The organism is Flavobacterium sp., assembly GCF_004295795.1.
In the GTDB taxonomy this organism is placed as follows: Bacteria; Bacteroidota; Bacteroidia; order Flavobacteriales; family Flavobacteriaceae; genus Flavobacterium.
In genome coordinates this window covers 115,713-140,087 of sequence record NZ_SEBR01000003.1, presented here as the reverse complement: position 1 = coordinate 140,087, position 24,375 = coordinate 115,713, and the positions used below count along the sequence as shown (strand labels likewise).

Here is a 24,375-nt window from a genome sequence, read left to right as displayed (position 1 = left end):
GATGATACGAAATTTCAAATGGTTGCTCATCGCCTCGGTCACCTTGGCGGCTTGTAGCAGCGACGACGACGGATCGAACGCGGTGGTCGACGAGCCGATCACGTCGGGTTCTGCCGATTTCTCAAAATATGTGGCACTCGGCGACTCATTTGCCGCGGGTTACAGCGACAATGCCTTATTCCGCAAAGGACAGGAAAACTCTTATCCGAACATTCTCGCCTCTCAATTCGCACTTGCCGGCGGAGGCGAATTCCTGCAACCCTACATGGTTGACAATATTGGTGGATTTTCGATGGGCGGCGTCCAGATTCCGCAGTTTCCTACAAGACTTTATCTCGGACTGCCGAATCCGGAAGTTCCTTCACCTTCGCCAATGAATGTTTCCGGCGTTTCCGGTACGGTTTTCGGAACGACTGTAACTGGTCCGTTCAACAATTTCGGCGTTCCCGGAGCAAAAAGTTTCCACCTGACATTTGCAGGCTACGGACAATTGAATCCTTATTTTGGACGTTTCGCTTCGTCTCCGACAGCATCTGTCCTAGGAGACGCACTTGCCCAAAATCCTACATTTTTCTCGCTTTGGATTGGCGGAAATGACGTGTTGGGCTACGCCACGAACGGCGGAGTTCCCACTTCGCAGGATCCGGTTGCCGGAAATGACATTACGCCGCCCGCCACTTTCGACGCGGTTTATTCCGGAATGGTGGCGCAACTCGCCCAAAACGGAAGAAAAGGTGTCGTTGCAAATTTGCCTTACATCAATACGTTGCCTTTTTTCACTACTGTTCCTTTCAACCCGTTGACGACGACGGTTTTGGGCAGTGGAGATGTTGCAGTTGGCGAAGCTACGGTAGATGCTCTCAACAGTCAATTGTACGGCCCGCTTAAACAGGCGTTGACTGCTTTTGGAGCTGGAGACCGCATCGAATTGTTGAGCAAAACGCAGGGCAATCCTTTGTTGATAAAAGACGAATCCCTTACGGACTTATCGGCACAGCTTACAGCGGCTTTCACACCAACTTTGGGCGTGGCCACCGCTACGTTCTATGGACAGATCTTTGGTCAGGCTCGTCAAGCCAAAGGCGGAACGAACCGCGATTTGATATTGTTGACCACACGTGCCGCTATCGGTACTGCGCCTGCGGGAATACCGGCTCCGCTGAACAAATTCGGAATCACTTATCCGCTTCAGGACAAACACGTGCTTGTTCCTGCTGAAATTGCCGAAATTGCAGTTGCTACCGATGCTTATAACGTCACGATCGCCAACGCTGCGCAAACGCACGGTCTTGCATTTGTGGACACTTTCGCTATCATGAACCAATTGCTGAACGGCGGAATCCGTTTCGGGAATTATCAGATAACGGCAACATTTGCGACCGGCGGCGCCTTCTCACTTGACGGAATCCACCCAAGTGCAAGAGGTTACGCGCTTATCGCCAACAAATTCGCCGAAGCCATCAACGCGACTTACGGATCGAATTTCAAAGGCGTGGATTTGGGTAATTATCAGATCCAATATCCATCAAACTTGTAAATCACATCTTACCAATAAATAAGAGAGGGCCATTTCCGAACGTGAAATGGCTCTTTTGTTTGATGAAAACGCAGTAGGTTTTGAAGGCTTGCGAACAATCCTCAATTTTAACCGATTTTTTCGCTGCGAACCTATTGACTTGCTATTTTAAAACTCTATCTTTGCACTCGAAAAAAATAAGGTCTTTTCCAAATCATAAAAGGCTATTAAATAAATACATAAGCAATGTCGAAAATCACAGGAAAAGTTGCGCAGATCATCGGGCCGGTTGTTGACGTAGTGTTCAGCGGCGATGTGGAACTCCCAAAAATTTACGATTCACTCGAAATCAAGAAAGCGGACGGCTCTCTTTTGGTGCTTGAGGTTCAATCGCACATCGGTGAAAACACGGTGCGTACTATTTCGATGGATTCCACTGACGGCTTGAGCCGCGGTTACGAAGTTGTGGGAACAGGAAACCCAATCAAGATGCCAATCGGACCAGACGTTTACGGACGTCTTTTCAATGTGATCGGAGACGCTATCGACGGACTTGGCGATTTGCCACGCGACGGAGAAAACGGGATTTCAATTCACCGTTCGGCTCCGCGTTTCGACGAGCTTTCCACTTCGACAGAAGTTCTTTTCACGGGAATCAAAGTTATTGACCTTATCGAGCCTTACGCAAAGGGAGGAAAAATCGGACTCTTTGGAGGTGCCGGTGTCGGTAAGACGGTCTTGATCCAGGAATTGATCAACAACATTGCAAAAGGTCACGGTGGACTTTCGGTATTCGCAGGAGTGGGTGAAAGAACACGTGAAGGAAACGATTTGCTTCGCGAGATGCTTGAATCAGGTATCATCAAATACGGAGATGCTTTTATGCACTCTATGGAAGAAGGCGGATGGGATTTGTCAAAAGTTGACATGAAGGGAATGCGCGATTCAAAAGCGACTTTCGTTTTCGGTCAGATGAACGAGCCACCTGGAGCACGTGCACGTGTTGCGCTTTCGGGACTTTCTATCGCGGAATACTTCCGTGACGGAGCCGGATCCGATCAAGGAAAAGATGTTCTTTTCTTCGTCGACAATATCTTCCGTTTTACACAAGCTGGTTCTGAGGTTTCGGCACTTCTTGGACGTATGCCATCTGCCGTTGGTTACCAACCGACATTGGCTACGGAAATGGGCGCGATGCAAGAGCGAATCACTTCGACAAACAAAGGATCGATCACATCTGTACAGGCGGTTTACGTTCCTGCGGATGACTTGACCGACCCGGCGCCGGCAACGACATTTGCCCACTTGGACGCCACAACAGTATTGTCTCGTAAGATCGCCGAACTAGGTATTTACCCGGCGGTTGATCCACTCGATTCCACTTCACGTATCTTGACACCACAAATTTTGGGTGACGAGCACTACGGTTGCGCACAACGTGTGAAAGAAATCCTTCAGAAATACAAGCAACTTCAGGATATCATTGCCATCCTTGGTATGGAAGAATTGAGCGAAGAAGATAAATTGTCTGTATCACGCGCTCGTCGTGTGCAGCGTTTCTTGTCTCAGCCGTTCCACGTTGCCGAGCAGTTTACAGGTATTCCGGGCGTTTTGGTAGACATCAAAGACACCATCAAAGGATTCAACATGATCATCGATGGTGAGTTGGATCACTTGCCAGAAGCGGCTTTCAACTTGAAAGGAACTATCGAAGATGTAGTTGAAGCGGGTCAGAAAATGTTGGCTGAAGCGTAATTAGTTTGAGTCTTGAGGCATGAGTCTTGCGTTTATGCTTGAACCTCTCACATCTCAAATCTCATAACTCGATACTAGAAATTATGACATTAGATATTATATCTCCCGAAGCGACGCTTTTTTCCGGTGAAGTTACAGCCGTAACGTTGCCTGGTGTTGACGGAAGTTTCCAAATCTTGAACCACCACGCGCCTATCGTATCTATTTTGGACGCAGGCGATGTGAAAATTCAGGCGAACAGTTTCCACTTCTCAAAAGACGTAGCGGGCAAATTCGTCAAGTTGGATGAAAAGACATACACGTTGGCCATCCAATCTGGAACAATCGAAATGAATGACAATAAAGTGATCGTCTTGGTTGACTGAGACGATTCAGAATATAAAGAAGCCGGGCATTTGTTCCGGCTTTTTTTGTTTTTGGGTGTTTCGAGTTGGGCTTTTCGTTGTCAAAAAAACACCCTGTCAGGGTTTAAAAGGGTGACAGGGTTTATAACCCTGACAGGGTTAAAATAAAAAATCCCCTGAGCTTACATTACAGAAAATCTGTAAAAAAACCTAAAATTTCCAAACCGTCCGAAAGCACTAAATTTTTGTCAGATTTAAGACGTTATTTAGAATCGTTCTGCGTAATTTTGCCGCATCTGAAATTCCTCACATCGATGCATTCAAAATCCATACTTTCACTCTTGGCGTTGGCTTTCTTCGGATTCTCGGCCAACGCACAAACCAACGTATTTCTCGACCGCGCTTACTGGAAAAGCGCGCCGACAGTCGAAACCGTAAAGTCCGATGAGCAAAAAGGCAGCGACGCCACGAAACTTAATGCAAATGCGTTCGACGCGACAGTTTATGCCATTCTCGAAAAAGCTCCGAAGGAAACAATCGAATATTTACTGTCAAAACCCGGAAATGACGTAAACAAAATCACGCACGACGGACGCACTTACCTATTTTGGGCAGCCTACGCCGGAAATCCTGACTTGATGGCTTACCTCAAAGCGAAAGGCGCGAAAACCGACTTGCACGACGATCACGGCTACACGGTCTTGAACTTTGCGGCCGCGACTGGCCAAACAAACACGAAGGTTTACGATTTGTGCATTTCTTATGGAGCGAACCTGAAAAAAGACCTCGATCACGACGGAGCAAATGCTTTATTACTCGCGGCCGGTTCGGCGAAAGACTTGACTGTGGTCGACTATTTCGTATCCAAAGGATTCGATCTCAAAAGCAAAGACGCGAACGGTAACGGCGCTTTGAACTACGTAGCCAAATCGGGCAACCGCGAAATCATGGACGCTTTGCAGAAAAAAGGCGCAAAATTCACGGACAATGCCATGGTCATGGCCGCGCAAGGTTCGCGTTCGAATACAAACAAACTCGAGACTTACCAATATCTCGAATCGAAAGGTGTGAAGCCGAATACAGTCGGTGCGAACGGCGAAAATCCGCTTCATTATGTTGTCCGAAAGGAAAATCAAACCGAGGTCATCAACTACTTTTTGTCGAAAGGCGTCGACGTGAACAAAGCGACCAAAGAAGGCAACACCGTTTTGATGAACGCCGCGACTGCTGCCGATTTGCCAACACTGAAATTGTTGTCCGAAAAGACCAAAAACATAAATGCGACCAATGCAAAAGGTCAATCGGCGTTGACTTACGCGATCCAGTTCAATTCTCCCGAAGCCGTCGCTTTCCTTTTAGAAAAAGGTGCCGATGCGAAAATCACTGACGTCGACGGAAACAACTTGGCGTACTATCTCGTGCAATCGTACAATCCGAAAAAATCCGAAGCTTTCGACTCCAAACTCAGGGCTTTGCAGCAAAAAGGCGTCGATGTGACATCGGCACAAAAAAACGGCAACACGCTTTATCACCTTGCGATCGCGAAAGACGACATGTCGCTTCTCGAACGCGCAAAATCGCTCAATATCGACATCAACAAAAAGAACGGCGAAGGTTTGACGGCTTTGCACAAAGCGGCGATGAGCGCCAAAAATGGCGATGTGCTCAAATTTTTGGTCGCATCAGGCGCAAAAAAATCGGACAAAACCGACATGAACGAAACCGCGTTCGACCTTGCGTCGGAAAACGAAATCCTCAAACAAAACAAAGTCGCGATCGACTTCCTCAAATCATGAAACACGCTTTTAAACTCTTGACGCTCGCTTTCCTTTTGTTCGCTTCGGCCTCGAATGCCCAATCCGAAAAGCTCAAATGCATGATCCAAATGTCGAATTATCCAGGCGAAGGCGCGTATATCGTGGTTTCTTTGGTGAATCCGAAAGGCGAATACGAAGAAACGCTTTACGTTTTGGGCCGCGACAAAAAATGGTATCCCGATTTGAAGGAATGGTGGAAATTCCAAAAAGTAAAAAAACAGAACATTTCTGCAATCACGGGCGCTTCGATGGCAGGCGGCGATCGCGGGACGCAAGTTCTTGAGATCGACAAATCCAAAATCGACAAAGGTTATACTTTGCGTTTCGAGGCCGCCGTCGAAAACCAGAAATACAACGTAAACGACATCGAAGTGCCGCTCACGACCGAAAATGTGTCGGGCAAAGTCGAAGGTTCGAACTATATCCGCTACGTGCGACTCGCGCCTGGCAAGGATCAAAACTAGACGAATGACAATTTCAATTTGGAGATACAGCCATCTCGCTTTGGCCGTATCTTCTTTTCTTTTTCTGTTACTCGCGTCGATTACGGGAATCGCGTTGGCGTTCCTGCCCGTTTCCGAAAGTCTGCAACCTTATGCGGTAAATACTCAAAACGTCACGCTTGCCGAAACTTTGGGGAACATGAAAGGCAATTTCGACGAAGTCATTGCGCTCAAAGTTCGAAAGGAGCGTTTTGTCGAAGCCGATGTCATCAATGCAAACGGAGATTCCGAGAACGTCTACATCAATCCCAAAACCGGCAAATCGCTGGGAAAAGTCTCCGAAAAGCAGCCGTTTTTCCAATTCATGTTAACGTTGCACCGATCGCTTTTCCTGCACGGACTCGGACGTCTTTTCATGGGAATCACAGCCTTTTTGCTATTCCTGATTTCGTTGACCGGAATCATTCTCGTCGTAAAACGCCAGCGCGGTCTCAGGCATTTCTTCTCGAAAGTCGTGCGCGAGGATTTCTTCTCGTTCTATCACGTGGTTTTCGGACGCATTTGGCTGATTCCGATCCTGATCATTTCGGCGACCGGCGTTGTGATGACATTGGAAGAATTCGAGGTTTTACAGAAAGCCAAGTTCACGCATGATGTCGACTATGAAAAATCGAAATCAGGACCGAAAGTATCAGTTGCCGAATTTGCCGCTTTTCGGAACACGCCTTTGTCAGAAGTAAAAACCGTCGATTTTCCTTTTTCCGATGATATCGAAGATGCGTTCACGGTTCGGCTGACGGATCGCGAATGGATCGTGAACCAATTTACGGGAGAAATTCTCAGTGAGAAAATCGCGCCACCAACCGAAACTTTGCTCAACATGAGTCAAACTTTGCACACCGGACGCACGAATCTGGTTTGGGCAATGATTTTGGCGATCGCTTGCGTGAACATTATTTTCTTCATTTACTCCGGATTCGCGATGACTCTGAAACGTCGCAGCTCGAGAATCAGGAACAAATACAAGAAAAGCGAAGCCGAAATCGTCGTTCTGGTCGGATCTGAAAACGGAAGTACGATGGGATTTGCGAAAGCGTTTCATCTGGCATTGATAAAATCCGGACAGAAATCGCATTTCACAGAGTTGAACCGATACGACAAATTCGAATCGGCCAAACACATTGTCGTTATCACCGCAACTTACGGCAGCGGCGAAGCTCCGACAAATGCCAAAAAAGCATTGGCGCTGATCGAAAAACACTTGCAAAATCAGGCTGTGAACTTTTCTGTCGTGGGATTCGGCTCTCACAATTATCCCGATTTTTGCCAGTTCGCCTACCATGTCTACAACGCCATGTCGCTTCATGAAAACCTGAATCCATTTTTAGAAATCAGGACGGTGAACGACAAATCGATCGAGAGTTTTACGGAATTTGTCTCGGAATGGTCGAATAAAGCTGCGATCGATGTCAAGCTCGATTTGAAATCGGTGAGTCAGAAACCGAGGAAATTGCAGCAATTTAAGGTGGTCACAAAAACGGAATCCGAAATCGACGGAGCGTTTTTGGTCACGCTTGAATCGGTCAAGAACAAAAAATTCCGATCGGGCGATTTGCTCAATGTCTATCCGGCGGACGATCATCGCGAACGGCAATATTCCATCGGAAAAGTCCAAAACCGAATCCAGTTGAGCGTCAAAAGACACGAATTCGGACTCGGATCGAAGTTCTTGTACGAACTCGAAATCGGGCAAACCATAAACGCAAGAATCGTCGAAAACCCTGAATTCCATTTCAATCCGAAATCAAAACAATCGATCCTGATTTCAAATGGAACGGGAATCGCGCCATTTTTGGGTATGATCGACGAAAACAGTCCGATGAGCGAATGCCATTTGTACTGCGGATTCCGGAATTCAGCGTCGTTCGCGCCTTACGAAACGTTTTTGGACGCAAAGGTGAAATCTGGAAAACTGACGCAACTTCACCGGGCTTTTTCGCGTGAAGGCGAAAGTCAGTACGTGAAAAATCTGTTGGAAAGAGATTCGGAATTTGTATCGGAAGTGCTCAAGAACGGCGGACAAATCTTGCTTTGCGGCTCTTTGGCGATGCAAAACAACGTGCTCGAACTCTTGTCTGACATCTGCGAAAGCAAACTTAGACAGCCTTTAAGCCATTTTCAGTCGAACGGCCAGATCAAGATGGATTGTTATTAGGATTTTCCGCCTTTCGAGAAATTCCTGTAAATGATGTAGCCGAAAATCCCGACCTGGAAAACGAGTGCCAAAAGCAGAAAAAGCTCGGCGTTCCCGACGTGTTGGATCTTGAGGAACGCGGCTCCGACTACGGCCAACATTCCGGCCAGCAAAAGCAATATCACGGTTTTACCTTTCATATCATTGGGTTTTGATTTCTGGTACATATTCGATTATGTCGGACGGCTGGCATTGCAAAACCTCGCAAATCGCTTCCAAAGTCGAGAAACGGATCGCCTTTGCCTTGCCCGTTTTGAGGATCGACAGATTGGCCGTCGTCATCCCGATGCGGTCGGCGAGCTCGTTGGAACGCATCTTGCGCTTGGCCAACATTACGTCTACGTTGATTATTATCGGCATTAAAGTGTCAAATCGTTTTCTTCTTTAAGGTGTTTCGCGATTTTGAAAACCTCGCTCAAGACCATGAAGAACAAGGCCAAAGCTATGGACAAAATTCCGGAATCGAAACTTCCGACTTCCAATTCAAACCCGACTTTACTGTGAAAGATCGCGTGATAGATAAAGTTCGGAATTCCGACAACCAAAGTGGAAATCAGCAGGCAAATCCCGACGAGATTGAAATTCTTGATCACGTCGTCGGTAAAAATCTCGCGCTTGACAAATGACTTCACGATTCTCCTCAAAAATTGGATGGCTTTGACGAAAAGCGCCGCTGCCACGAGCCAGCAAATCAGTAACGTTTTCGCGCCCCAATTGTCCACGACGATGTTCCTTCCGTTCACGGTTAGATCGATTGCCTCGTCGCTGAAAACTGCCATCGGAACAAAAATCAAGGCCGCGGCAAAAGACAAAATTCCGAAGAAGAAAAATAAATCCAGACAGGTTTTTAGAATGTTGAGTTTTCTCATTTTGTATGTTATTGGTTGGAGCAAATGTATAAATATTATCGAATAACAATAATTTTTTATCAAAAAACTTTTAGTAATTATCTTTTTGTAGCCTATCCGTGGCTTAGCTATTAGCTTTTTTGTCCAACGCTTTTTTTGGATCGCGCCTAGCGTGGCTTCCTGCGGTCGCCCGCTTTTCGCGCCAAAAAATAGCGTCGGCCCGCAAAAGGCTATCCGCTGCCACGGGGCTAATAAACCTGCTTTCGCGCTTAGAACGATTTGTCTAATTTTACAAAATGGACTTCCCGAAAAAACTGCTCGAAAAACTCCGGAAACGCGAACAGGAAAACGCTTTGCGAAACCTTTCCTCTCCCGAATTCCCCGTCGATTTCTACTCGAACGATTACATAGGATTCGCGCGTTCGAAGGAAATTTTCGACGAAACCCACGATCTTCTCAAACGACAGCGAACATTTGCGAACGGTTCGACGGGATCGCGACTCATTTCGGGAAACCACGCGATTTACGACCACGCCGAAACCTTTATCGCGCAATTCCACCAAACAGAATCGGCGTTGATTTTCAACTCGGGATACGATGCCAATGTTGGGTTTTTCAGTTCGGTTCCGCAACGAAGCGACGTGATCCTTTACGACGAATTGTGTCACGCCTCGATTCGCGACGGCATTGGTTTGTCTCGCGCCAAATCGTTCAAATTCGGGCATAACGATCTTGAAGAACTCGAGAAATTGGTCGCGAAATTCCAATCAGGCGAAAGCCAGATCTATGTTGTCACGGAATCTGTTTTTTCCATGGATGGCGATTCCCCAAACCTTGAACAACTGTCTGAAATCACCCAAAAAAATGACTGCCTTCTGGTCGTCGACGAAGCTCACGCGCTTGGCGTTTTCGGGGAATTCGGATGTGGTTTGGTGCAACAGCAAAACCTTGAAGACAAAGTTTTCGCGAGAATCATGACTTTCGGAAAAGGTTTGGGTTGCCACGGCGCAGCGATTCTCGGATCGAAAGAACTTCGCGATTATCTGATCAATTTCTCGAGAAGTTTTATCTATACGACCGCGCTTCCGCCTCATTCCATTGCGACGATTTTGTCGGCTTACAAGCAATTGCAAATCACAGCCAATATCGCCAAATTGACCGAAATCGTTTCGCACTTCAATCGCGAAAAGTACAGATTGTCGCTCAAACCGATGTTCGTTTACAGCAAATCTGGCATTCAGTGCGCGATCGTTCCGGGTAACGAAAAAGTAAAATCGGTGGCCCAAAAATTACAGCAACGCGGTTTTGGAGTAAAAGCGATCTTGTCGCCAACCGTTCCAGAAGGTCAGGAAAGACTCCGGATTTGTCTGCATTCATACAATTCGGAAACGGAAGTCACCGCACTTCTCGAATATTTGTGCGACCTTGTCTTTCCAAACCCTTAAACATGGATGAATTCGCTTTTTTGTCGTCTTACACCTATTCGTCCGAAGCACAAATTTTCAAGGGCTTGCTTGAGTCGCGTGGCATAGACGTTTTCGTGCGCGACAATCATACTGTCGATGCCGATCCTTTGGTCAGCAATGCAGTGGGCGGCGTGAAACTGTTTGTGAAATCTGAGGATTTTGAATCGGCGAAAGCGGTTTTATCTGAAGTGACGCAATTCTCGATCGACGAAAACGGCGAGCAGGTCGAGTGTCCTAAATGTCACGAACACAAGGTCGAAATGGTGACTTCTGCACGCGAAAAAAAGACGCTTCTCGCTTTGATCGGTTCGGCGCTTTTGGGCGGATTGCCATTGTATGCGAACCATCACTACAAATGTTCGGTGTGCGGACACGAATTCGGCATGGAAAAATCATGAAAAGCGAGTCACAGACTCGCAAACGCCGTCGCAAAGTCACAGACTTCGCGCCCACCAAAACAATCGCAGCAACACTAGCACTAACCACAATCTGTTGCACAAACCAAGAAAAGCGCTTCGCGTCCAAAACCCAAATAGGACTTTGCCAGCAAACCCAGGGAATGATCGCTTACGAAGTCAAACTTTACAGCGATTCCACGTTTTATCTTCCGCCCGACGAAGCGTTCATCGACGAATCTTACGGGAAATTCCATATTGAAAAAGACACGGTTTTCTTTGAAACAAAAAGTGCGGAATCGGATTTGTGTGCGACTTATTTTTATGATCGTTCGAAGCAAATTCTCGTTCCGATTGACTGTTCGGACGACAAATTCCGCAACGACAGACTTTCGATTTCACTTCGGGACTGACTTTTTTTTCTGACATTCAGTCGGTTCACTTTTAACATTTTTTACGTGAAATCTGTAATCGAAGTGGGTTCGACTTCCTTACTTTTCTAACCCTGTCAGGGTTATAAACCCTGTCAGGGTTTTAAACAGTGACAGGGTCAAATTTGATTGGCGTTAATCACGAAATTTTCCGTTTGCGAAACCACTTCGGATTCTCTTCCCCAAACAAATAAGCATAAGGTTCGGTTTCCGGACTCAGCTCGAAAAGTTTCTTGAGAATCGCGATGGTCGGAATGATCAAAATCATACCCGGAATTCCCCAAATCGCGCCACCGATAAGCAATCCGATAAAGGTTATGAACGCGTTCAGATTCACGTTCGCGCCCGTAATTCTTGGCGTCAGATAAGCGCTTTCAAGCAATTGAATCAACGTGAAGGCCACGACGACAGCCGCCGGATAAAACAAACTGTCTTTGGTCAACAACGCGAAAATGAACGGCAAAATCGCTCCCAAAGTCGGACCGAGATAAGGGATTATGTTCAGGAAACCGGCGAGCATTCCGAAGAAAATCGCGTGCTTTATTCCGAGAGCGAACAAGATTCCCGTGTTCACGACGCCCAAAATCAGCATGACTTTTCCGGCTCCGACGAGGTAATTGTGGACAACTTTCCTGACATCGGCAATTTGTTTCAATAGATCGGAATCGTTTCTGCGCTTGAAAACCTTGCTGGCGAAAGCGGCGAAATGGTCGCGATAAATGAGCAGGAAAAAGATGAAAACAGGAAGCAGGACAATGTCTGACAGCGTTCCCAAGGCCTTGAATACGAAATCGGTGAGCGCCTTGTCGTCCGATTGTACCAGACTGAAGATTTTTTTGAGGTCGAATCCGCGTTCCATCTGCATGTCAAAACCCGTTTTGTTTTGCACCCAGGCGTCGATATTTTTTACGAAATTGTCCAAATTCGCCTGCATGTTCGACTCGACATCTTGCGTAAAACTGCCAACTTGCGTCACGACGAAATACAAAAATCCGATAAGGAAAGCCGAAGCCAGCAAAAGCGCGATAAATGCCGCCAGCGAACGCGGGATTTTGTGCTTTTCGAGCCTGTTGCAAAACGCCGTCAGCAACATGGCGATATACGCCGAAAGCATCAATGGAATCAGGATTTTTTTGGCCATGACCATGAAAAAAACGATGATGATGATCAAAAGCGACAAAAAGACGAATTTGACGTAAGGCGGAATTGCGGTTCGGTTCATGTTGTTGCGTTGTGCTACTAAATGTAGCGAAAAATGAGTGAGTGTACGATTGTGCGATTTTTTCAGATTGGATTTTTTGGATGGCAACACCTTCATTTAACAAAATGTACATTTTATCTGTAATTCGGATAGCGTGAAAATTGCGACCTTGTCATCGGGGAAGGGCCGATGTGTTTCCGTACTGAAAAAATTAGAGCTTCAATTACAGAAAATCTGTAAAAATTGTTAAAGGTTTGGAACGGCGTTCATTTTGACCTTCGCTAAAATTGCAATCGGTATCTTTGGAGTATGAAGTTTTTTATCACCGGAATCTCGACCGAAGTGGGAAAAACAGTCGCCTCGGCCATCGTGACACAAGCGCTCGAAGCCGACTATTGGAAACCGATCCAAGCGGGCGATCTAGACAATTCCGACTCTCACAAAATCAGGAAATACGTTTCTAACGACAAGACGAAAATCCATCCGAATTCTTATGCGCTAAATACGCCCGCGAGTCCGCATTTGGCTGCCGAACTGGATGGCATCCGAATCGACCTCGACAAAATATCCGAGCCAAAATTCGACAACGAGCATTTGGTAATCGAAGGCGCAGGCGGACTTTACGTGCCATTGAACGAAAAAGACACAATTGCAGATTTGATCGAACCCGATTACAAAGTGATCGTCGTTTCACGTCATTATCTGGGAAGCATCAGCCATACTTTATTGACGATCGAAGCCTTGAAAAACCAAAAGGCGAACATCGCGGGAATCATATTTTCCGGAGACGAATTCGCATCCACAGAAAAAATTATCCTCGACAAAACGGGTTTGAAAATGATCGGACGTATCGCGAATGAACCGTTTTTCGATCGGGAAGTGATTGCCGATTATGCCGATGAATTCCGGCAAAACATCCTAAATGCCTAATATGAACCTCATCGAAAAAGACGCCGCCTACATTTGGCATCCTTACACGCAACACAAAACCGCAAAACCGCCCGTGGCAATCGCAAAGGCACAAGGCGCGCTGGTTTGGGATTTTGACGGAAAGGAATATCTCGACGCGATCGCCTCTTGGTGGGTGAATCCTTTTGGGCATTCGAACAAATTCATAGCCGATGCGATCTACAAGCAACTGACGACTTTGGAACACGTCCTTTTTGGCGGATTCACGCACGAGCCCGCGATAAAAGTCGCCGAACAATTGCTCGAAATGTTGCCGCCGAACCAAGGGAAAGTTTTCTTTTCAGACAACGGATCGACAGCGGTGGAAGTCGCGATTAAAGCTTCGTTGCAATATTTTTTCAATAAAGGCCAGCTGCGAAAAACCATAATCGCGTTCGAAGATGCGTTTCACGGCGACACGTTTGCCGCTATGGCGGCGAGCGGAATTTCGTTGTACACGCAAGCTTTCAAGGGCATGTTTATCGACGTTGTCCGGATTCCGGTTCCGACTTTTGGCAACGAGGAACGCTCGAAATCGGCATTGGAAAAAGTCATTTCAGAGAACGATTGTGCAGCCTTTATTTTTGAACCTCTGATTTTGGGCGCGGCCGGAATGGTCATGTATGCTCCCAATGTGTTGGACGAATTGATTTCAATCTGCAGACAAAATGACGTTTTGACGATTGCCGACGAAGTCATGACGGGTTTCGGAAAAACCGGAAAGAATTTCGCTTGCGATTACCTGACGCAACAGCCGGACGCGATCTGTCTGTCGAAAGCGTTGACCGGCGGCACGATTCCGATGGCGATCACGACTTTTACGAACGATGTTTTCGACGCTTTCTATTCGGATGACATCAACAAAGCGCTTTTCCACGGACATACTTTTACCGCGAATCCAACCGGTTGTGCCGCGGCGCTTGCGGCATTCGAACTTCTGAAATCCGAAGAAATCCAGATGAATTTGGTTCGGATAAACAAAACGCAATCGGCATTTGCGGATAGGATCGCGAAACATCCGAAAGTCAAAGCCTCGCGCGTGCTGGGAACGATCATGGCGCTCGAAATCAAAACCGATGGCGAATCGGCTTACTATGGCGAACTGCGAAACAAACTCTATGATTTCTTTATTGAAAACGGTGTGATTTTGCGTCCGGTCGGCAATATCGTTTACGTGCTTCCGCCTTATGTGATGACTGATGAACAGCTGGAAAACGTGTATTCGATTATCGAAAAAGCGCTGGACGAAATTGCTTGATGCCGTAAGAATTCGTCGAAAATCGGAACTCGAATCAATCTTGACTTGCCAACTCAATCTGACCAAAAACCGATGATTTTACCGTATTTTTGCGTGGATTTTGAATCGCGCCTTTCATTGGTAAAAAGCTGCGATTCGTCATCCGAATGTTGTTCCAAATGTGACTGTTGACATTCGATTAACTGCAAAATCCCTGATTTGTTCACACCTGTCTCCATAATTTCGCTAGCGTCGGTTTCTCCTTTGGGCGATTCGGATGCTTCCGTTTGGGAAAGTTATCTGTCTCGAAAACCACTTTTTTCCAAAGCCGATTTCAATGGGAATCTGGCTTGGGGCGCGTTTTTGTCCGAAGATTTGAAACGCGGGATTTCCGTCCTCAAGAATTCCGACAACAAATATCGCTCGCTTGATGATTCGGTTTTGTTTGCCATTTTGGCTTCGCGAAAAGCGGTCGAAAAAGCCGGATGGAGCAAAGACGATACTTTCGGAATAAACATCGGTTCATCACGTGGGGCGACCGGATTGTTCGAAAAACACTTCGAGGATTTTCTCGAGAACCGAAAAGCCGCGACTTTGGCTTCGCCGACGACGACCTTGGGAAACATTTCGTCCTGGGTTGCGCACGATCTGCAATCTGACGGACCTGAAATCTCGCACTCCATCACGTGTTCCACTTCGTTGCACGCACTTTTGAACGGAATCGCCTGGATCAATTCCGGAATGTCCGACAAGTTTCTGGTCGGCGGAAGCGAGGCGCCACTCACGCCTTTCACGATCGCACAAATGCAAGCCTTGAAGATCTATTCTCGCGAAGAAGGCAAATTTCCGTCTCATGCGATGGATTTCGACAAAGACAAAAATTCGATGATTTTGGGCGAAGGCGCGGCAATCTGTTGTCTCGAAAAAGGATTGTCCAACAAGGCGATCGCGGTAATTTCGGGCATCGGATACGCGACGGAAATCCTCGAACACAACACCTCGATCTCAACCGAAGCCGATTGTTTCCAAAAGTCGATGAAAATGGCTTTGGGAGAAATGCATCCGAGCGAAATCGACGCGATCGTCATGCACGCTCCGGGCACGATAAAAGGCGATCTTACGGAATTGCGCGCCATCGAAAAAGTCTTCGGAAACCACAAACCGCAACTTACGACCAATAAATGGCAAACCGGACATACGTTTGGTTCGTCGGGGATTTTGAGTGTGGAAATGGCGGTTTTGATGCTACAGAAACAGGAATTTATAGGCTCGCCGTTCCGCTTGACGGAAAAATCGCTACGTTTGAAAAAAATCATGGTCAACGCCGTCGGATTTGGTGGGAATGCGGTGAGTGTGGTGGTTCAAATTCGTTGATATGTCTGCAATAATTTCTTACAAAAAACACCTTTCTTTCTGGAAAATACTGCTCGGAGTCTTATGTGGACTTTTCGCCGTTTTCCTACTTGTGAGCAATAATCCCATCGGCTTTATTTTTTGGGTTTGCGTAGGCGTTTCGGCTTTGCGGACAAATGGAGCGGAATTGGATCTGAATTCGAAAATGTATCGGGAAACGAAATTTGTCGTTGGCATAAAATTCGGGAACTGGAAGCCGAATCCTGCGTTTGATTACGTTTCGGTATTCACCACAAAAGAGACGCAAACTGTTCGTTACGCCTCGATTTCGACCGATGTTTCGGCGAATATTATCGTCCTGAACGTGTTTTACGGAAACAAACACATTACTTTTTTCAGTACAACAGACAAGTCTGATGCTTTCGCCAAAGCCAAACACATCGCAACGGCTTTGAATATCGATGTTTTGGATGCGACTTCCCGCGACAAGGTTTGGTTGGATCAGAATCTGGTGCCGATTCAGTCGTAGACTTACTTACTTTTTTAACTGCTTTTCCATTTCGTCGACATTTTTCAAATACTGCGGATTCGTATCGTACTTGCGTGTTTCTGAAGCCCATTTGTCGAAGTTCTTCTTGTCCTTTTTCTCAAAATATCGGTAGGCGAGATTTTGGGCCGTTTCCATAAGATATTTCTGGCCTTCACAGTTTTTCATGGTTTTGTAGATTTCTTCTGCCTTGGCGAGTTTGTCAGTTGAATTGTAAGTGTAGGCCAATTCTTTCAGCGCGTAACAATCGTTCGGGTCAAGTTTGATTGCTTTCTTTAGCGCGGCTTCGGCCTTGTCGTGCTTGCCAAGAGCATTGTAGGAAAAGGCCAATTCTGTTTGCAGGCCTTTATATTTGGGATCGAGTTTGTCAGCGGTTTCCAAATAGGTCAATGCCTTGTCGAACTGTTTCCATTCGTTGAAGAGATAACCGCGGCGATAGTGGTAGGCAGCCGTATTTTCACCTTCTTTGAACTTGACGAGCCATTTTGGCGTCTTGTCGATTCCGAGTTCCTCAAATTTCAATTCGGGGATTTCGGCCAACTGCGTCTCGTCAGGTTGAATCTTGACGATCGCCCTGCCTGAATTAGGGATTCTCGCAGAAGGAATTCTCTCGAATTTTCCGTTCCCATCAATTTTGAACGTGTCTTCGAATGCGAAAATCAGTCCGTCTTTTGGGTCGATGAAAATGAATCCGAACGCGTAAGTGCCTTCGACTTTCGTCGGATACACAACCCATTTGTCTTCCGATTGCAAGTTCGTCTTATTGAATACGAGAGGATTTTGCGCGTGGACGTTGCAGAAAAGCAATCCGAAAAAAGACATAGGAATTTCATAGCGATGTTGTTAGGTTGATCGCAATTTAAATTTTTCACCGATGCGACACTATCCGAAAGTCAAAATTCGGGTAAAAAAGAAATCCCGCCATTTGGGGTGACGGGATTCTTTCCTAAACTAAAACAACTAAAAACAACCTATTCAAATTCTATACTTTAATACATGATAACTTTTTTGGTGATGACCGCATCGTTGTCAAGAGTGACTTTTACGATCAGGACTTGGGCTGCGATGTTCATGTCTTTTGTGCTGAACAAAGTCGCGTTGATGTCCTTTTTGTCATACACGAGCTTGCCTGTAAGGTCATAGATCGCAATGTTGGTCATGTTGTAATTTCCTGAGCTTACCTCGATATGCTTGTCGTTCTTGACAATGTACACTGTGTTTGCGTCTGGTGTATGATCGCCAACTCCCAAAGCAGATGTCTGGAAATGCAACTCGAAACGAGCGTTGAACGTTCCCGTGGCCGTCGTGAACGAATATTCGGCTTCACTCAGGTTGTGGTAACTCATGTCCGATTTGTCCAAGAGGTACACATTTTGGTTGTCGAACAGGCCGTCGAAATGCTCGAGCGTGATCGTGAACGTTCCGGCTACAGACGATTTGTATCCGACAGGAATCACATCGTTTACATCGAAGGGCAAAGCACGTCCTTGGATCGAAAGCTTGGCAGTTCCCAAAATCGTGTACATGCTCACGAAGTTTCCGCCGTTGAAGATTTCCCCGTCGAACAAACGGTCTTTTTCATTCGTGGCGCTTTCGATGTATCCGACAAGCATTTGGTCATAAGCTCCGTCAGCGTTGTGAAGACTCAGCCAAGCGCGGTGCTTTTCGAGACCTTCGGTTTGCGTCGTCGATAGCGACTGATCGGCTGCCGGTCTGAAAAATTGGCCGTTCTGGTTGGCGACACGCATGGCGTTCCTGAAACTCACATTGTAGTTTCCGTTGGCCAAACCGGCTCTTGTTTCGATGAAGAAACCTTGACCTGAGGCAACTTTACCTGTTGGTTCGGCTCCGCCGCTGATCGATGGATTCGCCGTTCTTACACCGCCCGTCAAGTTGTATTTGGCGTAATCGTCGGCAGTATAGTTGTATTGTGCTCCGCCTGGCGTGGATGCACTTACGGCCGTGTTGTGCGTCCAAAGGTAAATCGTGCCGTTGACCAGGTTCGAGTTTGCCGGATCTGTCAGGAACAAATCGATATCGATTGCCGACGGATAAGGGTTCCCGATCAGGTTGAAAGTACCCGCACCTTTGTTGAATGGGGTCGAGATGATTCCAGAGTTCATCGTTCCGATGAAAGTGGCCGGATAGCGACCGCCGACAGCATTGGTCACGCTCCAGTCAAGTGGTGCGCGCACTATATAGCCCAATCCCGGAGCCATAACCTGCACACCATTCACATGGGTTACCCAGGCATTCGTGACAGGATTGAAGCTGTAATATTTGTCGAATCTCGTTAGCGGAGACAAGTTGTGCAACGTTTGACCTTGAACCGGAGACGACCAGTATGTAAAATCAAAGTTTTTCATTGGAGCACTGTTTCTCTTAACCGTAGCGATACCGGTATTGGCCGCAGAGTCTTCGATTTGCACCACGCTTCCTGTGTTCTCCACGATGATGTTTGCATTCGGATCGATAATGACCTCGCGCTGTACGATCAAAGTCGCATTCGGTTGTACCGTGATTACCGCGTTGTTTGTCACTTGGCAAGCACAGACCGTGATGTTCGAGCTGATCGTCAAGTTAGCCGATACGACGATTGGCGTGTATTGGGACGGCGTTCCGTTCCAAGTTCCATTGTAAGTGACGATTCCAGGCACCGTGATTGTCATTGAAGCCGTAGTCCCGACTCCGCAAGCTCCGTTTACGACAGCTCTTACGTATTTCGTTACAGCCACACTTCCGATTTGGGCAGCCGTAAGCGTCGTGGTCGTATTGTTTATCGTTTGGACGTTCACCGTGAAGGCAGCATCGTCGGCGGTTTGCCATTGTACGACCGATCCTGAGTTTCCGGTAAGCGTTACGTTTTGAGGCGTAGAGTTGCGGCAAACGATCTGGTTGGCCGACAGTGTTCCGAGGTTTTGCGCAGGAACGACCACGTTGTAAGTCACGGCCGCAGTTGTCTGTCCGCAAAGCGAATCGATGCGTCTAACCCAGTACGTCGTGTTGGCTGTTGGATTCACGTTGATCGAAGCTGTTGTCGCTCCGGCAATGATGTTCGATCCTACCGTGCCTGTTCCCCATTGGAAAGTTCCGTTTGTTCCGGTCGATCCGCCGCTGGCCGTCAAGGTTACTGTCGCTCCGGAACACGATGGCGTTCCGTTTGCCGTAAGGTTTGTTGGTTGTGTCGAAAGGACGTCGGTTTTGGTGAAATCCATTTTGAGGTTCGCGCCTCCGCCGTATTCCCTAACACGCACCTCGATTTCAGATGAAGCTGTGAGGTTGAAACTTCCGGTGATTATACCGTTGTTGCAGCCGCCGCCTCCATTCCAGTTGTTGCACGAGAAGACAAGTGTTCCGTCTACGAAAACTCGTACTTCGTCATCCCAGTTGGCCAACGCCAGTGAGTAAGTTCCGCAAGGGAAACCTTTTCGTTTGTAGACGAAAGTAAAGTTGTCGTTTGGCACAGAACATCCGTTCCATCCGGCTGAGCTTGATGGTGAATTGTTCGTATTCCAGCTGTTGGTTCCGTTTTGTGTGTCGAAACTCAATACGTTTTGGATGTAATATCCGGCGTAGATCGCGCTTGTCAGGTTAATGTCGCCTGTTGCGTATCCGTAGACATTCCATTGGTTGGTTCCGAAAACACTTGGGTTACCCGGAACTGCCGTAATGTTGATTGTCACGGTCGCTGCCGAAGTATAGCCCGAGCAAGGCGTTTGCTGCACGCGACGTACCCAATAAGTGGTCGTAGCCGATGGCGTAACAGTAATCTGATTGCCGGTTTGACCTGCGATGACGTTACTTCCTACCGTTCCTGTTCCCCATTCGAAAACAGTCGATCCAGCACCGCCGTTAGCTGTAAGCGTGTAGCTTGGCCCACCGCAAACTGTCGCAGTCGGAGCGCCCGAAATTGACATTGGAGCCGTGGCCGGAGCCGTTACCGTAATTTGTCTCGTTGCCGAATTCGAAGTGTAGTTACACGGCGCGGTGTCTACGCGACGAACCCAATAAGTTAGCGTGCTCGTTGGCGAAACGATGATCGATACGCCAGTCTCTCCTGCGATGATGTTGTTTCCTACTCCGCCAAATCCCCATTGGTAAGCGCCGTCAGTTCCTAGTGCGCCTCCTGTGGCTGTAAGCGTTACCGAACTTCCGCTACAAATTGTCGTAGCCGTCGTGCTGATTCCCGTAGGACTTGTAGATCTCACGCTCACATTGACTGTCAAGAACAAAGCCGATGAAGCTGCAGAACAAGCATTGTCGATCGTGCGGACCCAATATGTCGTAGTCACGTTAGGTGACACGTTATAAGTCGCGTTGTTTTGTGTAGCAAGGATATTTTGTCCTGGTGTGTCTCCCGAACCGAATTGGTATTGTCCGCCAGTTGCCAATGTCGCGCCATTTGCTGTAAGGTTGGTATTTCCGGTAGAACAGATCAAATAGCTCGCAGCGGTAAAGCTTGTTGGCGCAGACGAGTTTCCGTTCACGTTGATGACGATCGTTGGCCCTTGCGTTTGTGTATTACAAGGCGCCGGATCCATTCTTCTGACCCAATAAACTGTTTGTGTCGTAGGCGAAACCGTGATCGATGCCCCGGTTTCTCCGGCGATTACGTTGTTTCCTACCGTGTAACCTGTTCCCCAATTGTAGACCGAGCCTGTTCCTACGGTTCCGCCGCTGGCTGTCAACGTTACCGAATTTCCGCTACAAACCGTAGTCGAAGTCGCCGTGATCGTTCCAGGATTGGTCGAAGCCGTGTTTGCAGTTACTGTGTAAGAAACTCCAGCAGAATAAGTGTTACAAGTTGGATCGTACATACGAACCCAGTAAGTAGTAGTTACACTAGGGTTGATGTAAACCGGATTGTAGTTTGCAAAAACGTTGCTTCCTACAGCTCCCGTTCCCCATTGGTATTGTCCGTTGCTTCCTGTTGTCGCCCCGTTTGCCGTTAGGTTTCCGCCACCTTGTCCAAAACAAAGAACAGATGGACCCGTGATGGAAGTTGGCGCAGTCGGTGCGGTGTAAGTATTTACTGTGAAGAAAACCGCAGCCGTTCCCGGACAAGTTCCCTGATCTACAAGACGCACCCAATAAGTGGTCGTAGCCGATGGCGTAACGGTAATCTGATTGCCCGTTTGACCTGCGATGACATTCGCGCCTCCAACGTTTCCTGTTCCCCATTGGTAAACACTTCCCGTTCCAGGCGTTCCGTTTTGAGCGGTCAAAGTCGTGGCCGTGTTGGCGCAGACTGTTCCTGTTCCGGCGATGCTGTAAGGGCCGGTTGAACCTTTGTAAACCGTTACTGTAACACCACTTGTGTAAGTGTTACAAGACGGATCGTATCTTCTTACCCAATACACTGTTGTTGTGTTCGGATTTACATATTGCGTTTGTCCGTTTCCGCCGAAAGGGTTTGTTCCCACAACCGATCCCGTTCCCCATTGGTAAGTCGAGTTGGCCGCAGCCGTTCCTCCATCTGCGCTAAGAGTTACACCACCGTTTGTATTACAAAGTGAATTTGTCCCAGAGATAGATGTAGGTGCGGTCGAAGCCGGATTCACCGTAACTGTCGTCGTAGCGGCATTCGTTGTTCCGCAAGGCGATGGACCGGTTCTTCTTACCCAATAAGTTGTCGTAGCCGATGGAGAAACCGAAATCGAAATTCCGGTTTGTCCGGCGATTACGTTCGATCCTGTCGCTCCTGTTCCCCATTCGTAAACGCTTCCCGCCGCCAAAGTTCCGTTTTGTGCAGTCAAGGTGACGCTTTGTCCGGTACAGATCGTGCTGTTGTTCGGACTGATCGCCGTTGGAGCTGTAGATGATGGCGTAACAGTTACAAGTTGTGTAACGCCGCCGGTTGTAAGATTACACGGCGTTCCGTCGACGCGACGCACCCAATAAGTCGTATTTGCAGTCGGGGAAACCGTGATCGAAACCGCAGTTTGTCCGTTGATGATGTTGTTTCCTACGGTCGTTCCCGTTCCCCATTGGTAAGTGGCGAACGCTCCGGCGTATCCGTTAGTAGCAGTTAACGTCGTGGAAGTTCCGTTACAGATTGTCGTCGTTCCGGAGATCGAAGTTGGAGCCGAAGAAAAATCGGTACAAGCGACATAACTGAAAGTCACGCGGGTATCGCCTCCTCTTTCGTAGAATTCGATCACGAAATTCTGGCTTCCGCTAAGGTAAATCTGAGCTGTCGTAGACGAAGTGTAGGAGTGATCGACGTAGTTGGAAAGTGTCCACGTTGCGCCGCCGTCCATAGAGAAACGGTAGCCGTCGTCACCTCCAACGGTGAATCTGTAATAACCTGGCGTCCAGTTTTTGGTCATCTTGAAGCGGATCGCGAAGTTGCTTGCGTAAGTTCCGCAGACGTTTGCCGCGCTCATCGCAGCCGTTCCCAAGTTGTAATCGAATTGCTCCGGTTGCGTGATGTAGCCTCTGTAAGTCACGAAAGCGTTCACCGGCGGATTCGCTCCGTCCATTCCGGAATATACGTATCCGATCCATGAATCTGTTCCGTAAGATGTAGCGTCGCCCGGAGCGCTTGTTACCGTTACCGTTCCTGTTGCTGCGTCTGTGCTTCCGCATCCGTTTGCATTTACGCGTCTAACCCAATAAGTGGTCGTAGCTGTTGGCGCAACCGAAATCGAAACTCCGGTTTGACCCGCAATCACGTTGCTTCCGACCGTTCCTGTTCCCCATTCGTAAACGCTTCCTGTGGCGAGAGTTCCGCTAGTTGCGGTAAGCGTCACGGAAGTTCCGGCGCAAATTGTTGCGGTTCCCGAAATTGACGTTGGCGCAGTAGAGACTGGCGTAACTGTAACTTGTTGCGTAACACCAGCCGATCTGATGCTACAAGGTGCCGCATCGACGATTCTTACCCAATATGTCGTGTTTGCCGTTGGAGCGACCGTGATGGAGACTCCGGTTTGTCCGGCGATGATGTTGTTTCCGATAACTGTTCCCGTTCCCCATTGGTAAACGCCGCCTGCAGCCAAAGTTGCTCCTGTCGCTGTAAGCGTCGTGGAATTCCCGCTACAGATCGCGTTTGTTCCCGAAATTCCGCTTGGCGCAGTTGAAGCTGGACCGCAAGATGTGTAGTTGAAGCTCACGCGGTACTGTCCGCCTTGGTCGTAGCTTTCCAAAACCATATCGCGGTTTCCTGAAAGATAAACCATGACAGTGGCCGTTTGGTAAGAATGGTAGTTCCAGTCTGAAATGGTCCACGTGGCGCCTCCGTCAAAACTCAAACGCACGCCGTCGTCACCACCAATCGTAATTTGGTAATAACCGGCAGGCCAGTTTTTGGTCATGCGATATCTTATCGAGAACGAATCGGCATACGAACCGCAAACGGTTGATGCTGTTGGCGCTCCGTTGCCCAAATCGTAATCGAATTGTTCCGATTGCGTAATGTAGCCGCGATAATTGCCGGCCGTAAACGCATTTTGCGGTGGATTGTTCGTGTCGAGTCCGTTGTAGACGTAGCCGATCCACGATCCTGTGCCATAAGCAGCTGGTGAACCTGGCGGTGTCGGACATTGCGCGAACGCTGTGACACTGGTAAGTAGCATTAGCATCATCACTGCGAAAAAGCTGTGTTTCCTCGATGCCACCACTTCAGAAGAGTAGATTGTTTTCATAGGATAGGTTGAACTTGTTTGTAAGGCTCTTATCTCTTACGGCTTTTTGTTTGTTTCGGTTTTAGTGTGACTTCTTCCCAAAATTTGAAATCATCGACCAAATGTAGATAAACATCGATAAACTGCAACTATAAACTTTAATGGTAACTATTTTCCTACATCAAACTATTACGTTGT

The 24,375-nt window shown here is 47.7% G+C and carries 19 protein-coding genes; 13 read left to right on the top strand and 6 right to left on the bottom strand.

The annotated features are described in order from the left end of the window. Position 1 precedes the first annotated feature (1 nt). From EOO49_RS03040 to EOO49_RS03015, 6 genes are all read left to right on the top strand, one after another. On the top strand, positions 2-1,537 hold the full coding sequence (locus EOO49_RS03040; protein WP_290842599.1) for an SGNH/GDSL hydrolase family protein: 1,536 nt from the start codon (positions 2-4) through the stop codon (positions 1,535-1,537). 225 nt (positions 1,538-1,762) lie between these two features. After that, complete coding sequence (atpD, locus tag EOO49_RS03035; protein WP_290842597.1) at positions 1,763-3,271, top strand: F0F1 ATP synthase subunit beta; 1,509 nt, start codon at positions 1,763-1,765, stop codon at positions 3,269-3,271. A gap of 83 nt (positions 3,272-3,354) precedes the next feature. After that, the gene (locus EOO49_RS03030; protein ID WP_290842595.1) at positions 3,355-3,636 is read left to right on the top strand and encodes a F0F1 ATP synthase subunit epsilon; all 282 of its coding nucleotides are present in this window, start codon (positions 3,355-3,357) and stop codon (positions 3,634-3,636) included. Between the two features lie 293 nt (positions 3,637-3,929). Beyond that, positions 3,930-5,411 (top strand): ankyrin repeat domain-containing protein, encoded by a 1,482-nt coding sequence (locus tag EOO49_RS03025; RefSeq protein WP_290842592.1) that lies wholly within the window; start codon positions 3,930-3,932, stop codon positions 5,409-5,411. After that, a complete protein-coding gene (locus EOO49_RS03020) occupies positions 5,408-5,896 on the top strand; it encodes a DUF2271 domain-containing protein (RefSeq protein ID WP_290842591.1) in 489 nt (162 codons plus the stop codon). The genes EOO49_RS03025 and EOO49_RS03020 overlap by 4 nt, the downstream gene beginning before the upstream one ends. A gap of 4 nt (positions 5,897-5,900) precedes the next feature. Continuing rightward, on the top strand, positions 5,901-8,090 hold the full coding sequence (locus tag EOO49_RS03015; protein ID WP_290842590.1) for a PepSY domain-containing protein: 2,190 nt from the start codon (positions 5,901-5,903) through the stop codon (positions 8,088-8,090). On the opposite strand, the gene EOO49_RS03010 is transcribed toward EOO49_RS03015, so the two are convergent. Genes EOO49_RS03010 through EOO49_RS03000 form a run of 3 tightly spaced genes read right to left on the bottom strand, consistent with a single transcriptional unit; the run spans position 8,087 to position 8,998 of the window. Further along, positions 8,087-8,269, bottom strand: coding sequence for a hypothetical protein (locus tag EOO49_RS03010; RefSeq protein ID WP_290842589.1), 183 nt, complete (start codon positions 8,267-8,269; stop codon positions 8,087-8,089). The genes EOO49_RS03015 and EOO49_RS03010 overlap by 4 nt on opposite strands. A gap of 1 nt (position 8,270) precedes the next feature. Next, the gene (locus tag EOO49_RS03005; RefSeq protein ID WP_290842588.1) at positions 8,271-8,489 is read right to left on the bottom strand and encodes a helix-turn-helix transcriptional regulator; all 219 of its coding nucleotides are present in this window, start codon (positions 8,487-8,489) and stop codon (positions 8,271-8,273) included. After that, the gene (locus EOO49_RS03000; protein WP_290842587.1) at positions 8,489-8,998 is read right to left on the bottom strand and encodes a DUF2975 domain-containing protein; all 510 of its coding nucleotides are present in this window, start codon (positions 8,996-8,998) and stop codon (positions 8,489-8,491) included. The genes EOO49_RS03005 and EOO49_RS03000 overlap by 1 nt, the downstream gene beginning before the upstream one ends. Before the next feature lie 275 nt (positions 8,999-9,273). Between EOO49_RS03000 and EOO49_RS02995 the strand changes: the two genes are divergently transcribed. From EOO49_RS02995 to EOO49_RS02985, 3 genes are read left to right on the top strand one after another with little or no spacing between them, the layout of a single operon-like run. Beyond that, complete coding sequence (locus tag EOO49_RS02995) at positions 9,274-10,422, top strand: 8-amino-7-oxononanoate synthase (protein WP_290842585.1); 1,149 nt, start codon at positions 9,274-9,276, stop codon at positions 10,420-10,422. Between the two features lie 2 nt (positions 10,423-10,424). After that, on the top strand, positions 10,425-10,841 hold the full coding sequence (locus EOO49_RS02990) for a DUF2007 domain-containing protein (RefSeq protein WP_290842583.1): 417 nt from the start codon (positions 10,425-10,427) through the stop codon (positions 10,839-10,841). Next, positions 10,838-11,251 (top strand): hypothetical protein, encoded by a 414-nt coding sequence (locus tag EOO49_RS02985; protein ID WP_290842582.1) that lies wholly within the window; start codon positions 10,838-10,840, stop codon positions 11,249-11,251. The genes EOO49_RS02990 and EOO49_RS02985 overlap by 4 nt, the downstream gene beginning before the upstream one ends. Before the next feature lie 157 nt (positions 11,252-11,408). On the opposite strand, the gene EOO49_RS02980 is transcribed toward EOO49_RS02985, so the two are convergent. Further along, positions 11,409-12,491 (bottom strand): AI-2E family transporter, encoded by a 1,083-nt coding sequence (locus EOO49_RS02980; RefSeq protein WP_290842580.1) that lies wholly within the window; start codon positions 12,489-12,491, stop codon positions 11,409-11,411. Between the two features lie 288 nt (positions 12,492-12,779). Between EOO49_RS02980 and bioD the strand changes: the two genes are divergently transcribed. From bioD to EOO49_RS02960, 4 genes are all read left to right on the top strand, one after another. Beyond that, the gene (bioD, locus tag EOO49_RS02975; protein WP_290842578.1) at positions 12,780-13,400 is read left to right on the top strand and encodes a dethiobiotin synthase; all 621 of its coding nucleotides are present in this window, start codon (positions 12,780-12,782) and stop codon (positions 13,398-13,400) included. 1 nt (position 13,401) lies between these two features. Then, positions 13,402-14,676, top strand: a complete 1,275-nt coding sequence (gene bioA, locus EOO49_RS02970; RefSeq protein WP_290842750.1) for an adenosylmethionine--8-amino-7-oxononanoate transaminase — start codon at positions 13,402-13,404, stop codon at positions 14,674-14,676. 198 nt (positions 14,677-14,874) lie between these two features. Beyond that, on the top strand, positions 14,875-16,029 hold the full coding sequence (locus EOO49_RS02965; RefSeq protein ID WP_290842576.1) for a beta-ketoacyl synthase N-terminal-like domain-containing protein: 1,155 nt from the start codon (positions 14,875-14,877) through the stop codon (positions 16,027-16,029). A 1-nt stretch (position 16,030) separates the two neighbouring features. Next, entirely contained in the window at positions 16,031-16,537 is a 507-nt protein-coding gene (locus tag EOO49_RS02960) for a hypothetical protein (protein ID WP_290842574.1), read from the top strand. 6 nt (positions 16,538-16,543) lie between these two features. Here EOO49_RS02960 and EOO49_RS02955 read toward each other — a convergent pair whose 3' ends face one another. Then, a complete protein-coding gene (locus EOO49_RS02955; RefSeq protein ID WP_290842573.1) occupies positions 16,544-17,377 on the bottom strand; it encodes a tetratricopeptide repeat protein in 834 nt (277 codons plus the stop codon). 167 nt (positions 17,378-17,544) lie between these two features. Beyond that, complete coding sequence (locus EOO49_RS02950; protein WP_290842572.1) at positions 17,545-24,198, bottom strand: T9SS sorting signal type C domain-containing protein; 6,654 nt, start codon at positions 24,196-24,198, stop codon at positions 17,545-17,547. Positions 24,199-24,375 lie beyond the last annotated feature (177 nt).